The organism is Flavobacterium aquidurense, from assembly GCF_001404985.1.
Lineage (GTDB): Bacteria > Bacteroidota > Bacteroidia > Flavobacteriales > Flavobacteriaceae > Flavobacterium > Flavobacterium aquidurense_B.
The window spans coordinates 519,556-533,285 of the sequence record NZ_JRLF01000009.1; the positions used below are offsets into that span (position 1 = coordinate 519,556).

At 34.1% G+C, this 13,730-nt stretch carries 13 protein-coding genes; 8 read left to right on the forward strand and 5 right to left on the reverse strand.

Features of this window, described 5'->3' with window-relative positions:
- Nucleotides 1–40: 40 nt before the first annotated feature.
- Entirely contained in the window at nucleotides 41–490 is a 450-nt protein-coding gene (locus tag RC62_RS08285; protein ID WP_055094403.1) for a GyrI-like domain-containing protein, read from the forward strand.
- Nucleotides 491–551: 61 nt separating this feature from the next.
- On the opposite strand, the gene RC62_RS08290 is transcribed toward RC62_RS08285, so the two are convergent.
- Nucleotides 552–2,612: a M13 family metallopeptidase gene (locus RC62_RS08290; protein ID WP_055094405.1), complete on the reverse strand. Its 2,061-nt coding sequence runs from the start codon at nucleotides 2,610–2,612 to the stop codon at nucleotides 552–554.
- A gap of 215 nt (nucleotides 2,613–2,827) precedes the next feature.
- On the reverse strand, nucleotides 2,828–4,888 hold the full coding sequence (locus RC62_RS08295) for a M13 family metallopeptidase (protein WP_082421243.1): 2,061 nt from the start codon (nucleotides 4,886–4,888) through the stop codon (nucleotides 2,828–2,830).
- 203 nt (nucleotides 4,889–5,091) lie between these two features.
- Here RC62_RS08295 and RC62_RS08300 point away from each other — a divergent pair, with 203 nt between their 5' ends.
- The 5 genes from RC62_RS08300 to RC62_RS22725 all read left to right on the forward strand — a co-directional run bounded on the left by RC62_RS08300 (nucleotide 5,092) and on the right by RC62_RS22725 (nucleotide 9,463).
- A complete protein-coding gene (locus RC62_RS08300) occupies nucleotides 5,092–6,018 on the forward strand; it encodes a DMT family transporter (protein ID WP_055094407.1) in 927 nt (308 codons plus the stop codon).
- Nucleotides 6,019–6,225: 207 nt separating this feature from the next.
- Nucleotides 6,226–6,891, forward strand: coding sequence for an SCO family protein (locus tag RC62_RS08305; protein ID WP_055094410.1), 666 nt, complete (start codon nucleotides 6,226–6,228; stop codon nucleotides 6,889–6,891).
- Nucleotides 6,892–6,995: 104 nt separating this feature from the next.
- The gene (locus tag RC62_RS08310) at nucleotides 6,996–7,235 is read left to right on the forward strand and encodes a ferrous iron transport protein A (protein ID WP_017495803.1); all 240 of its coding nucleotides are present in this window, start codon (nucleotides 6,996–6,998) and stop codon (nucleotides 7,233–7,235) included.
- Nucleotides 7,235–9,334: a ferrous iron transport protein B gene (feoB, locus tag RC62_RS08315; RefSeq protein ID WP_055094412.1), complete on the forward strand. Its 2,100-nt coding sequence runs from the start codon at nucleotides 7,235–7,237 to the stop codon at nucleotides 9,332–9,334. The genes RC62_RS08310 and feoB overlap by 1 nt, the downstream gene beginning before the upstream one ends.
- A gap of 6 nt (nucleotides 9,335–9,340) precedes the next feature.
- Nucleotides 9,341–9,463, forward strand: a complete 123-nt coding sequence (locus tag RC62_RS22725) for a FeoB-associated Cys-rich membrane protein (RefSeq protein WP_082421244.1) — start codon at nucleotides 9,341–9,343, stop codon at nucleotides 9,461–9,463.
- A gap of 168 nt (nucleotides 9,464–9,631) precedes the next feature.
- On the opposite strand, the gene RC62_RS08320 is transcribed toward RC62_RS22725, so the two are convergent.
- From RC62_RS08320 to RC62_RS08330, 3 genes are all read right to left on the reverse strand, one after another.
- Nucleotides 9,632–10,285, reverse strand: a complete 654-nt coding sequence (locus tag RC62_RS08320) for an HD domain-containing protein (protein WP_055094414.1) — start codon at nucleotides 10,283–10,285, stop codon at nucleotides 9,632–9,634.
- 226 nt (nucleotides 10,286–10,511) lie between these two features.
- On the reverse strand, nucleotides 10,512–11,504 hold the full coding sequence (locus RC62_RS08325; RefSeq protein WP_055094415.1) for an acyl-ACP desaturase: 993 nt from the start codon (nucleotides 11,502–11,504) through the stop codon (nucleotides 10,512–10,514).
- Between the two features lie 54 nt (nucleotides 11,505–11,558).
- Nucleotides 11,559–12,299, reverse strand: coding sequence for a lysophospholipid acyltransferase family protein (locus tag RC62_RS08330; protein WP_055094418.1), 741 nt, complete (start codon nucleotides 12,297–12,299; stop codon nucleotides 11,559–11,561).
- Nucleotides 12,300–12,424: 125 nt separating this feature from the next.
- Here RC62_RS08330 and rnpA point away from each other — a divergent pair, with 125 nt between their 5' ends.
- Both rnpA and RC62_RS08340 read left to right on the forward strand, forming a co-directional pair.
- The gene (gene rnpA, locus RC62_RS08335) at nucleotides 12,425–12,829 is read left to right on the forward strand and encodes a ribonuclease P protein component (RefSeq protein ID WP_055094420.1); all 405 of its coding nucleotides are present in this window, start codon (nucleotides 12,425–12,427) and stop codon (nucleotides 12,827–12,829) included.
- 81 nt (nucleotides 12,830–12,910) lie between these two features.
- Nucleotides 12,911–13,729 carry a DUF4349 domain-containing protein gene (locus tag RC62_RS08340; protein ID WP_055094422.1) on the forward strand — a complete coding sequence of 273 codons (819 nt, stop codon included), beginning with the start codon at nucleotides 12,911–12,913 and terminating at the stop codon, nucleotides 13,727–13,729.
- Nucleotide 13,730 lies beyond the last annotated feature (1 nt).

Below are 13,730 nucleotides of genomic sequence, written 5' to 3' on the forward strand. Positions count from 1 at the left end.
ACATGGTTTTACATTTACAGCTTAACAAAAATGACGTAAAATGATAATTCAAAAATTCAATGTAATTGGTATTTCGGTAAGAACTACAAATGAAAATGGCACCTCATCAAAAGATATTCCAGCGCTTTGGAACAAATTTATGAGTAAAGAAATTCAGCATAAAATTCCAGGCAAAGTTTCAGAAGATCTATTCTGCATTTATACGGATTACGAAAAAGATCATACCAAACCTTATACGACTATTTTAGGATGCAGGGTTGAGAGCTTAGATTTCGTGCCTGAAAACATGACCGGAATAACAATTGAATCCGCAGATTACGAACAATGGATTGCCAAAGGAAATTTAGCTGAAGGAATTGTGTTTAACAAATGGCTTGAAATTTGGAACTCAGATTTAGATCGAAGTTTCACTGCAGATTTTGAGGTTTATGGAGAGAAAACCCAAAACCCGGAAAATGCAGAAGTGGCTATTTATATTGCAATTCAATAAGATATACAAACAAAAACGGCGCTAAAATTAGCGCCGTTTTTTATTTTTATGATTGGATATATTACCAGATTTTAACTCTTTTTTCTGGTTCTACATACATCTTATCCCCTTTCTTGATTCCGAAAGCCTGATAAAAAGTATCTAAATTCTGAATTGGCACAACAGCTCTGTACATTCCAGGAGAATGCGGATCTGTTTTAACCTGACTTTTTATAGCTTCGTCTCTCGATTTAGTTCTCCAAACGGTAGCCCAGGAAATAAAGAAACGCTGTTCAGGTGTAAATCCGTCAATTAATCCCGGATTACCATGTTCTTTCAAATACAATTGCAAACCATCATATGCAGCATTCGTTCCTCCTAAATCTCCAATGTTTTCACCTAATGTAAATTTACCATCTACGTGAATTCCGGGAAGTGGTTCTAAAGCGCTGTATTGTGCAGCAAGTTCACCGCCAAGAGCTGTAAATTGCTTTAAGTCTTCAGGAGTCCACCAGTCAACTAAATTTCCATCAGCGTTGTAACGTGCACCAGAATCATCAAATCCATGAGAAATCTCGTGACCTATTACAGCTCCAATTCCACCATAATTAACCGCTTCATCAGCTTGGTAATTGTAGAAAGGCGGCTGAAGAATTGCAGCAGGAAAAACAATCTCGTTATAAGATGGATTAAAATATGCATTTACAGTTTGTGGAGACATTCCCCATTCTGTTTTGTCAACCGGTTTGCCTAATTTGGCTAAATTTTCTGCATAAGACCACTTTGATATATTTCTCATATTATCAAAATAAGTTCCGCCTTCACTAACATTTTTAAGTTCTAAAGCAGAATAATCTTTCCACTTGTCCGGATATCCAATTTTTACGGTAAGTTTCTTTAGTTTCTCAATTGCTTTAATCTTAGTTTCCTTAGACATCCAAGGCAAAGCATTAATTCTGTTTTCATAAGCTAACATAACATTGTTGATCATGTCTTTAGCTTTTGTTTTTGCTTCTGCAGGAAATAATTTCTCTACATAAAGTTTTCCTAAAGCTTCTCCTGTTGCTCCGTTGATTACCTGAAGTGCTACTTCTTCACGCGGACGTTGCTTTAAAGCTCCTGTTAAGGTTTTTCCGTAAAAATCGAAATTAGCGTTTTCAATATCTGTACTTAAAGTTGCGGCTGTTTTATTTAATATAGACCATTTTAAGTATTCTTTCCATGCTTCTACTTTTTTATCTGTCAAAGTTTTTTCTAAAGCAATCATATAACGCGGTTGCGCTACGTTTACAGTATCTAGTTTTGACATCCCGATTCCGGTGAAATATTTCTCCCATTGAATTGAAGGTGTATTCTTCTTTAAATCAGCTACAGCAGTTGGATTGTATTGTTTTCTACGATCTCTTCTTTCAACACGATCTAATCTTGGAGCTGATAATTCAACCTCTAAAGCAACGATTTGTTTGGCACTTTCCTTTGCTTTTGCTGGAGATTCTCCAATATATTGCATCATTCTGGCAAGATGCACTTCGTATTTTTCACGTTTTTCTTTTGAGTCTTTATCATCGGCGTTGTAATAATCTTTATCAGATAATCCTAAACCTCCGGGAACAAGACTTACAGAATTTTTATTACTGTCTTTTGCATCAGCTGAAACATAAACACCAAAGAAACCAATACTTCCCTGAGGCTGCATTTCGATGAAGAAATTTTGCAAATCTGTTACGTTTTTAATTGCATCAATTTTCTTCAAATAAGGCTGAAGTGGTTTGATGCCATTTTTATTACGCCCAACAGTATCCATAATTGTATTAAACAAAGCAATTGCTTTACCCTGATCTGTATTCGATTTATACTTAGGATTTTTTGAAGCTTCTTTTAAGATTGCAAGTGCATCATTATCTGTCTTTTGACGTAATTCGTTGAAACTTCCCCATGAATTTCTATCACTTGGTATTTCAGTTTTATCCAGCCAGGCTCCGTTTACGTAACGAAAGAAATCTTGTCCCGGACTAACTTTTGTATCCATGTTAGAAAGATTGATACCTGGTTCTTTCTTTTTTGCATCCTGAGCGTTTACTGCAGTAATGGTAATCATTGCAGAAACAACACAAAACATAGGTTTTCGTAGTTGTTTAATCATTTTAATTTATAGTTTTTAGTATATACACAAACATATTGCAATTATTTCAAAATCTATGTTAAATTTGGCAAATAATTGGTTTTGGAAAATGGTGTTCTGTTTTTGTTCAGAATTTGACTAAAAAAACAACAGAGCAAATAACTTTCCGGATAATTTACTAAATAATGCAAACAAAAACGACGCTGAATCAGCGCCGTTTTTATACTCTTTATATTTTACCAGATTTTAACTCTCTTAGCTGGATCGATATACATTTTGTCTCCTTTTTTAATTCCGAAAGCATCATAAAAAGCATCTACGTTCTGAATTGGCACAACTGCTCTGTACATTCCAGGAGAATGCGGATCTGTTTTTACCTGGTTTTTAAGTGCTTCATCTCTCGTTTTTGTTCTCCAAACGGTTGCCCATGAAATAAAGAAACGCTGTTCTGGTGTAAACCCGTCAATTAATCCTGGATTTCCGTGTGCTTTTAGATACAATTGCAAACCATCATAAGCTGCATTAATACCACCTAAGTCACCAATGTTTTCTCCCAGTGTAAATTTACCATCTACATGAATTCCAGGCAATGGTTCTAATGCACTATATTGATCTGCTAAAGCAGTACCAAGTGCCGTAAATTGTTTTAAGTCTTCTGGTGTCCACCAGTCTACTAAATTTCCTTCGGCATTATAACGTGCTCCAGAATCATCAAATCCATGAGAAATTTCATGACCAATTACAGCTCCAATTCCGCCATAATTTACAGCTTCATCTGCTTGATAATTGTAGAACGGAGGTTGTAAAATTGCCGCTGGAAATACAATTTCGTTATACGATGGATTATAATACGCATTTACGGTTTGTGGTGACATTCCCCACTCTGTTTTATCAACTGGTTTATTTAATTTCTCGATTCCTTTCTTGAAGTTCCATTTAGAAAGATTACGCACATTTTCGAAATAACTTCCTCCATCGGCTACACTTTTAATTTCAAGGGCAGAGTAATCTTTCCATTTATCAGGATAACCAACTTTTATGGTAATCTTATTTAATTTTTCATTCGCTTTTACTTTTGTAGCTGCCGACATCCAGGTCAGGTTATTAATACGATTTTGGTATGCCAAAATAACATTATGAATCATATCAACTGCTTTAGATTTTGCTTCGGCAGGAAATACTTTTTCTACATATAATTTACCAAGTGCTTCACCAATACTGTTGTTTACAACTTGTAATGCTTTTTCTTCGCGTGGCAATTGTTTGATCGCACCTTTTAAAGTCTTGCTGTAAAAATCAAAACTGGCAGTTTCAATATCTGTAGATAATGTTGTAGAAACTGTGTTTAGTAAATCCCATTTTAGATATTCTTTCCACAGTGCTACTTTGTTTTCAGTAAAAACAGTTTGCAAAGCTTTCATATACTTAGGCTCCATAACCACTACGGTATCTAACTTTGTCAAACCAATACCTGCAAAATAAGCATCCCACTTAATAGCCGGTGTTAATTTTTGAAGCTGGGCAATTGTCATTGGATTATATTGCAAACGGCTGTCTCTGCTTTCAACACGATTTAATCTTGGTTTAGACAATTCTGTTTCCAGAGCCAAAATCCCGGTTGCATTTTGCTTTGCTTTCTCAGGAGATTCTCCAATAATCTGAAGCATCTTTGCTAAATGCAATTCATATTTTGCTTTCTTTTCTTTAGAGTCTTTATCTTCAGATGTGTAATAATCTTTATCAGGCAAACCTAATCGGCTTACGCCAAGATATACAGAGTTTTTAGAACTGTTTTTTTCATCAGCACCAATATATATCCCAAAAAAGCCAGAACCGCCTTCCGGCTCCATTTCTACCAAATATTTTTGAAGATCAGCAATGTTTTTGATTGCATCAATCTTTTTAAAATAAGGTTCTAAAGGCTTTATTCCCGCTTTATTTCTACCCACTGTATCTAAAATCGTAGAGAATAAGTTAATTGCTTTTCCCTGATCTGTATCTGATTTATATTTTGGATTTTTAGATGCTTCTTTCAGGATAGACATTGCATCTTTATCTGTTTTCTTGATCAGTTCATTAAAACTTCCCCATGTTGTACGATCATTTGGAATTTGAGTCTGATCCAGCCAGGTTCCGTTTACATATTTAAAAAAATCCTGACTTGGACTAATTTTGTTATTCATGTATGAAACGTTAATACCCGGTTCTTTTGAAGCTGCATTTTGGGCTTTAACAGCCGTTAATGAAACGGTTACAAAAAAGGCGCAGAATAAAGGTCTGCAAATGTGTTTTTTCATTTATATTTAATTTTGTGGTCTTTATACAAACGTATTCCTAATATTTGAAACGCTATGTTAAAATTTTTGAAATAATCGCAAAAAGCAATTTATCCTAAAATCATTAATAGATATGATCGAATATTTTCATGTATTTATTACCGGTTTATATCTGAATATTAGAATTGTTTTTCGAATATTTGTTACAAAGAATTTAAATAAAAGTGAGAACAAAAATTCAGAATGCCGTTTCAGGAAAAATTGATGCCATTGGACTACCTATTTTGGCTTTGTGCTGGGTAAGTTTCTTTTGGGGAACTACGTGGTTAGCTTCTAAAGAAGGTGTTAGACATATGCCTGGTTTGCAATTGGCAAATATTCGTCAGCTTTTGGGCGGAGTTCTTTATGTGGGATATTTTATTCTAAAAAAACAACCGTGGCCAAAAGGCAAACAATGGCGTACGATTATTGTTTTAAGTATTTTAAATTTTGCATTGAGTAACGGGTTAAGTACTTGGGGCGTAAAATATATGAGCAGTGGATTGGGCGCCATTATTAGTGCTCTTTTCCCAATTTGGATTATCATTATCAACTTTTTTAACGGTAAGAAAATTGCAAGAATGGCTTTGCTTGGAATTCTTATTAGTTTTGCAGGTATTTGTATCATTTTCATTGACTATATCGCTGATTTTCTAAAACCTGAATTTCAATTCGGAATTATATTGATGACTGCTTCCACAATTACTTGGGCTTTTGGAATATTGGAAACTAAAAAACAAGCCGCAAATTTTAATCCTTATTTTAGTTTAGGGTTGCAAATGCTGATCTCAAGTGTATTACTGTTTGGAATCACAGAAGCTTCAGGAATTAATATTCCGCTTAGCGAAATACCTTTGGCTTCGTGGTGGTCAATTGGTTATTTGGTAATTATTGGTTCTGTTCTAACTTTTATTGCTTTTATATATTCCCTGCAAAATCTTCCAACAGAAATAAGCAGCATTTATGTTTACATCAATCCAATCGTAGCGATGGTTTTAGGCTCTTTTATTTTTGGTGAGGTTTTAACACAGGCAATAGTTATTGGTGCTGCCGTAACTTTAGTTGGATTGTATCTGGTCAATAAAGCGATTAGAAAAAATAAAGTTATTTAATGCCGTTGAGTCAGGAAATTTTATTTTTTATTGTTGAATTGCCTCCAGCTTTAGCGGGAGGTAAAATAGTAAAAGTGAAAGGGCTTTAGCCAAACAGTATTAATTTGGCTAAAGCTGGAGACAATTCAAAAAAGCGAACTTGTTAAAACCACATGCAACTAGCATTTTAAAATGCCCTTTTTTGTACTTTTGCACCAAATTATTTTTATGAAATCGTTTTTTTACAAATACCGCAAATTCTTTATTGTTCTAATTGTATTTTCGGCTGTCACTATATCCTTATTTTACTCGGCTTTAAAGCCACAAAAAACATTACCAATTTACAATCCTGCTGATGTAAATCCAGAACTGGTTGATAGTACGATTCAATATAAAAGCAAATACCACACCATTGCTGATTTTAAATTTGTAAACCAAAATGGAGATACAATTACCCAAAAGAATTATGAAGGTAAAATTTATGTAGCCGACTTTTTCTTCACGACTTGTGGATCTATTTGCCCAAAAATGAGTACTAATTTAACTGAAGTTCAAAAAGCAGTTTTGAATAATCCTAAGGTAATGCTGCTTTCTCATACCGTTTTTCCTGAGGTCGACAGTATTCCCGTATTAAAAGCATATGCTATAAAATATGGTGTTGTAGACAGTAAATGGAATTTAGTAACGGGAGACAAAAAAGAAATCTATACAATGGCCAGAAAATCATATCTGGCGGTTAAGCTTGGTCGTCCCGATCAATTGTATGATATGGTGCATACGGAGAATTTTGTTTTGGTAGATCAAAAGCGTCGTGTACGAGGTTTTTATGACGGAACAAATCAAGAGGAAATCAAACGTCTTTTAGAAGACATCAATTTCTTGTGTCAGGAGTAAAATCCCTTATTTTTAGAAACATTTAGCATTTACAAAAGTGTTAAATACCTTGAAATAAAGAATAATTGCCTACTTTTGCAATCTAAATTCAATCTAAATAAGCTTTGCAAAATACTATCCACACGCTAAAAAAAGGCGAGAAAGCCATTATCAAAGATTTTGATATCGATCTTATTCCTCTAAAATTATTAGAAATGGGTTGTTTGCCAGGCAACTTAGTCGAATTGCTTCAGATTGCTCCTTTTGGAGATCCATTATATTTAGACATTAATGGTTCGCATGTTGCCATTCGTGTTGAAACTGCTCGTGAAATTGAAGTTGAACTTATCAAAACCAACTTATAATGAGCATTCAAAATATCAATGTTGCCCTTATTGGAAATCCAAATACAGGAAAAACTTCTGTTTTTAATCAGCTTACAGGGCTAAATCAACAAGTGGGGAATTATCCCGGAATTACTGTTGAGAAAAAAATAGGGTTCTGCAAACTTCCTCACAATATTAAAGCCAACATTCTTGACTTACCCGGAACTTATAGTCTGAACGCGAGTTCTATGGACGAAAGTGTGGTGATTGAGCTTTTATTAAACAAAAACGATAAATTATATCCGGATGTAGCTGTAGTGGTTACAGATGTTGAAAATCTGAAAAGAAATCTACTAATTTACACGCAAATAAAAGACCTTGAGATTCCAACGATTTTAGTCATTAACATGTCGGATCGTATGGAAAGCAAAGGAATTACTTTAGATATTCCGTATCTGGAAGAAAAACTAAAAACCAAGATTGCTTTAGTAAGTTCCCGTAAAGGTTTGGGAATTGATGAATTGAAGGAATTAATTGTTTCTTATAAAACGATTCCACACGAACCTTGCCTTAATGCTTCAGTTATTGACGAAGACTATTTTGAGAGTTTACAAAAGGCATTTCCAAATCAATTATTGTATAAATTGTGGCTGGTAATTACGCAGGATGTTAACTTTTTGAATTTAGACCGAAATGAAATCAGAAGTACTTTTACGAAATCACATTCAGAATTAAAGCGTTTACAGCAAAAAGAAACGATAAAACGTTATCAATTTATAAATGATGTTTTAAAAGAAGGCTTAAAAGTCGATGCCACTAATGCAAAAGACTTTAGGGCTAAACTTGATCGTATTTTAACGCACAAAGTTTGGGGTTACGTAATTTTCTTAGCGATATTATTTTTAATTTTTCAATCGATTTTCAGTTGGTCAACTATCCCGATGGATTTCATCGACAGCACTTTTGCTTCTTTAAGCAGTTGGGTTGCTCAGGAATTGCCAAGCGGAATTCTTACCGATTTACTTTCTCAGGGAATTGTACCGGGAATTGGCGGTGTTATTATTTTTATTCCTCAAATTGCCTTTCTGTTCTTGTTCATTTCCATTCTCGAAGAAAGCGGTTATATGAGTCGTGTGGTCTTTTTGATGGATAAAATCATGCGCAAGTTTGGACTTTCAGGAAAAAGTGTCGTACCCTTAATTTCAGGAACTGCGTGTGCGATTCCGGCAATTATGGCAACCAGAAATATCGAAAACTGGAAAGAACGCCTTATTACGATCTTAGTAACTCCATTCACGACTTGTTCTGCAAGATTACCGGTTTATACGATCATCATTTCATTGGTTATCCCGGAAGAACGCTTGTTTGGTTTTCTAAATGTACAAGGTTTAGCCTTGATGCTGTTGTATTTATTAGGTTTTGGAACCGCAATTTTATCAGCTTATATCTTAAATAAAATATTAAAAATAAGTGCTAAAACATATTTCGTTGTCGAAATGCCAAGCTATAAATTGCCTCTTTTTAAGAATGTAGCCATTAATGTTGTCGAGAAAACAAAGGCTTTCGTTGTTGGAGCCGGTAAAATCATCTTAGCGATATCAGTAATTCTGTGGTTCCTTGCCTCTTTTGGACCCGGCGAAAACTTTAATGAAGCAGAAACCATCGTAAAAGAAAGATTTACAGACAAACCCCTGACAGAAATAGAATTCGAAAACGAAGTTGCTTCCCAAAAACTGGAGAACTCTTACATTGGAATCATGGGTAGAGTAATCGAACCTGCTATTGCACCATTAGGATATGACTGGAAAATTGGAATTGCAATTATAAGTTCGTTTGCTGCACGTGAGGTTTTTGTGGGAACTCTTGCTACAATCTATAGTGTAGGAAATAGTGATAATGAAGCAACTATAAAAAGCAAAATGCAGGAAGAAATAAATCCGCAAACCGGTAAAAAGATTTTTAATTTTGCCTCTGGGATTTCCTTACTCCTTTTCTATGCTTTTGCAATGCAATGTGCCAGTACGCTTGCTATTACCAAAAAAGAAACCAACTCTTGGAAATGGCCGGCAATGCAACTTGTTCTTATGAGTGGACTTGCCTATTTTGTGGCATTACTTGCTTATCAACTTTTAAAATAAATTGCCATGATACAAGAAATTATAGCTTTTGCCATTTTACTTATCGCCGTTGGCTTTTTGATCAAAAAGTTCTTTTGGAAATCTAAAAAGAAAAAAGATTGCGGTGACGGTAATTGTGGGTGTTCTTAGAAGGTTCTGAGTTGCTGAGATTCTAAGTTTCTGAGGTTTTGTACCACAGAGCTATCTCTAAAAGTAGAATTAAAACATAAAAAAATGGCTTCAATCATGAGGCCATTTTTTATTACTGAAAACTGAGACTGAGACTGATCCCGATAGCTATCGGGAGAGACTGAAAACTTATTTAATCCCCTCCCACTCTGCGTAAAACTGAGCCAGGAAAGTTTCCATAAACTTATGTCTTTCTGCTGCGATTTGTTTTCCGGTTTCGGTATTCATTTTATCTTTTAAGAGTAAAAGCTTTTCGTAGAAATGATTTATTGTTGGCGCATTATTCTTTTTGTATTCTTCTTTTGTCATATTGCTTATCGGGGCAATTTCAGGATTATGAAGAGTTCTGTTTTTAAATCCGCCATAATTGAATGCTCTTGCTACTCCTATCGCTCCTATTGCGTCTAAACGATCCGCATCCTGAACGATATCCAATTCTATAGAGGAAAACTTCTTTTCGAAATTTCCGCCTTTATATGAGATGTTTTCGATGATATTTACAACATGTTGAATAATGTCTTCTGAAACACTTTCGGATTCTAAAAATAAACGGGCAGTTTTAGGTCCGATAGTTTCATCTCCGTTATGAAATTTACTGTCGGCAATATCATGAAGCAAAGCGCCTAATTGCACTACAACTAAATCACAATCAGTATCTTTTGCAATTAGAAGTGCATTTTTATAAACTCGTTCGATATGAAACCAATCATGTCCACCTTCGGCATCATTTAGTTTTTCTTTTACAAAAGCGATTGTTTTGTTTATTAATTCAGGGTTATTCATAGTTGTGTTTTTGAATTGAGAAATGGCACGCAGATGAGACAGATTTAAGCGGATTAATGTTGATTGTTTTATTTAATACTTTTTAAATAAAAAATGTTGATTGTCAAAGTTTTGAAGCTTCAACAATCAACAATATGTTTTAAATGTCAATATCAAATATTAATTGCGAAATCAATTTTTAATCTATCCCGAGGCTTCGGGACTAAAATCTGCAATCTAAAATTATTTAAAGTCTCGCTGGTTCAACCCATTTAAAGATATGTGATTCTTGCGGGATTACTAATCTTTCTGAGATTCTTGCCATACGAGCCGGTAATTTCATTAAGTAATCACGTGCTTTTTCTGCTTCATCTGTTAAATTAGAAATCTTATCAATTTCCCATTTATCAATTAATTTTTGCATGATATCTACGTAATCATTTGCGGTATAAACTCCTATACGTTGTGCAGAATCAGAGAATTGTTCGAAAGCAGAACTGATCTTTTGTCCTGATTCTCTTAAAAAGTGTGCGGGCATAACGATTTTTTGTTTCATCATGTATTGAAACGCCAACATCATTTCGCTTGGATCTACTGCAAAAATACGAGTAACAAACTCACTATAAGCATGGTGATGACGCATTTCGTCACCTGCAATCATTTTACACATTTTAGACAACTTATTATCACCAAATTTTTTCGCCATTTGGGCTACTCTGTTGTGTGATACGTATGTTGCTAATTCCTGGAAACTTGTATATACAAAGTTTTTGTATGGGTCAGATCCAGTTCCAATATCGAAACCGTCGTTGATTAAATGCTGTGTTGTCATTTCGATTTCACGCATGTTCACACGACCGGACAAATACAAATATTTATTTAGTAAATCACCGTGACGGTTTTCTTCTCCAGTCCATTGTCTGATCCATTTAGACCATCCATTTCCACCGTTTTCTATTTGATTTATTCCCTCTACATCCATTAACCACGATTCATATGTTGGCAAAGCTTCTTCAGTGATTGTATCACCTACAAGGGTTACCCAGAAATCATATGGTAATTCTTTAGCAATTTCACGTAACTCTTTAACCTCCTCAAAGAAATTTTCTCCTTCAGAATTAGGCAAAAAGTCTGACGGCTGCCAAATTTTTTCAACTGGAATTAAATACTGTTCAACGAAGCTATCCACGTTTTTTTCCAAAAACTGCATTACTTCTAATCTAATGTTTTTTATAGACATTACTTATTTTAGATTTGGGATTTTTGTTTCAGTTTAATTTCTGAAATCAAAAATCTATTTATACTCGTTTACTCCTTCTACAACTGCTTTCTCTGTCATCTCCATTAACTCGGCAAAGTTATAGTCTTTTACGGCCAAAGCCTTATGTGCTGTAAAGGTAAGGCGATTTCCTAAACCTACAGGAAAAAAACCATATTTTACCATTTTCCATGAATTGTTGATACTCACTGGTACTATGTATGCAGAAGGGGCATATTTACATAGAATTTTTAAACCATTTTGAGCGAATTCTTTCGGTTTTCCTGTTTTGCTACGCGTTCCTTCAGGAAAAATAACAGCAGATCTATTGTATTTCTCAATATATTCAGACAATCCTTTGATCGCAGGAATAGCTTGTTTCGGGTCTTTACGGTCGATTAGCACTGATCCTCCGTGGCGTAAATTATAAGATACACTCGGAATTCCGCTACCTAACTCTTTCTTACTTACAAATTTACAATGAAAACGTCTAAAGTACCAAATCATTGCGATGATATCGTACATACTTTGGTGGTTAGAAACAAAAATAATTGGAACTCCGGTTGGAATCGTTTCTCTGTTTTCGATTTTATAGGTTGTTCCGACAAGGTTTGTACATCTTAAAAGGAAAAAATTTAAATAGTCGACACTTTTTTTATGAGCCTGATAGCCAAAAACATTTAGGCAAATCCATTGTATTGGATGAAATACAAGCAAACACAAACTAAAAATGATATAGTATATGACAGATATTGGATAGGAAATTATTTTTTGCATGCTTAAAAAATTAATGCCCAAAAGTAATAAATAAATTTTTAGCCGTATAAAAATTGAAAACAATAACCGTTTTTCTGGTTTAATTGTACCTTTGCCTATAAAATTGCAAATTTTTTCTGAATTAAATGAACTTCACTTACCCCAAAAATGAACGCTTAAAGAGCAAAACGACAATTGGTTTACTATTTTCTGAAGGAAAATCGGTTTCTAAATATCCATTGCGTTTGGTTTACCGTGAAGCGGAAGTTGATGCAGATGAAAAAATAAAAATTGGTGTTTCGGTCTCTAAAAAATATTTTAAAAAAGCGGTTGATCGCAATTATTTCAAACGCGTTTTGAGAGAAACGTATCGTTTGAACAAACATTTGCTTTTAGACAATATCCAGCAGCCGTATTCTTTGATGTTTTTTTATCAGACGAAAGACAAATTAACATACGAGGAAATCAATACCAAAACGATTCAGTTGTTCGAGAAATTCCTTTTACAGGTAAACAAAACTATTGATTCTGAAAATAAAACGGAGTTGTAATGTTTCAATCATAACTTTATTTATCAAATTAGACCAACGCTTATAAAAAAATTGTAGTTTTAGATTTAATTTGAAATAGATATGAAATATATTTCCATTTTATTCTTTGTTCTTTTTAGCTTTACGGGTTGTGGTAAACACGAAGAGCCAATTGCAGAGATGGCAGTTAGTGCCATTAAACTTCCTGCAAAAAATGAATCTGCTCCCATTTCAGATGTACAAGCTGAGCCTGCTTCTCCTCAAATTCCTCAAAAAATTATCAAAGAAGCTTCTCTTCGATTTGAAACTAATGATTTAGAAGAAACTTTTAAGCAAATTCAAACTGCAATTGCTACAAATAAAGCTACGATTGAAAATGATTCTGAAGGAAAAGATTATAACAACATTTATAGAAATCTAACCATTCGTGTTCCAAGTGAGAATTTTGATGCATTTATAAATTCTGTTTCAAAAGGTGTCTCTTATTTTGAAAGAAAAGATATTTCGGCTCAAAATGTAACCGAACGATATATTGACCTAACCACAAGACTAAATAACAAACGTAAACTCGAAGCCCGTTACTTAGAAATATTACAAAAAGCGACTAAAATAAGTGAGATTCTGGAAATTGAAAAGCAAATTTCAGCCATTCGCGAAGAAATTGAAGCTAAAGAAGGGCAACTAAAATACCTGGAAAATCGTGTATCAGAAAGCACTGTTACAATCGAATTCTACAAAACCATTGCTCAAAAAGAAGGGGTAAAAACTTCGTACGGATCAAAAATCTGGACTGCCATTCAATCCGGATTTTTTAGCCTATCCGAATTTTTAATATCCATCATTAGCCTTTGGCCATTTATTATACTATTTTGCGTATTCGCCTATTTTATTAGAAAAAGATTTAAAAGAAAAAAATTATAAT

Bases quoted from the DNA above. Each gene is read 5' to 3' on its own strand.
- RC62_RS08340 (WP_055094422.1), top strand. From the start codon at position 12,911: ATGAAATATATTTCCATTTTATTCTTTGTTCTTTTTAGCTTTACGGGT.
- feoB (WP_055094412.1), top strand. From the start codon at position 7,235: ATGAGCATTCAAAATATCAATGTTGCCCTTATTGGAAATCCAAATACA.
- RC62_RS08320 (WP_055094414.1), bottom strand. From the start codon at position 10,285: ATGAATAACCCTGAATTAATAAACAAAACAATCGCTTTTGTAAAAGAA.
- RC62_RS08325 (WP_055094415.1), bottom strand. From the start codon at position 11,504: ATGTCTATAAAAAACATTAGATTAGAAGTAATGCAGTTTTTGGAAAAA.
- RC62_RS08285 (WP_055094403.1), top strand. From the start codon at position 41: ATGATAATTCAAAAATTCAATGTAATTGGTATTTCGGTAAGAACTACA.
- RC62_RS08305 (WP_055094410.1), top strand. From the start codon at position 6,226: ATGAAATCGTTTTTTTACAAATACCGCAAATTCTTTATTGTTCTAATT.
- RC62_RS08290 (WP_055094405.1), bottom strand. From the start codon at position 2,612: ATGATTAAACAACTACGAAAACCTATGTTTTGTGTTGTTTCTGCAATG.
- rnpA (WP_055094420.1), top strand. From the start codon at position 12,425: ATGAACTTCACTTACCCCAAAAATGAACGCTTAAAGAGCAAAACGACA.
- RC62_RS08295 (WP_082421243.1), bottom strand. From the start codon at position 4,888: ATGAAAAAACACATTTGCAGACCTTTATTCTGCGCCTTTTTTGTAACC.
- RC62_RS08330 (WP_055094418.1), bottom strand. From the start codon at position 12,299: ATGCAAAAAATAATTTCCTATCCAATATCTGTCATATACTATATCATT.
- RC62_RS22725 (WP_082421244.1), top strand. From the start codon at position 9,341: ATGATACAAGAAATTATAGCTTTTGCCATTTTACTTATCGCCGTTGGC.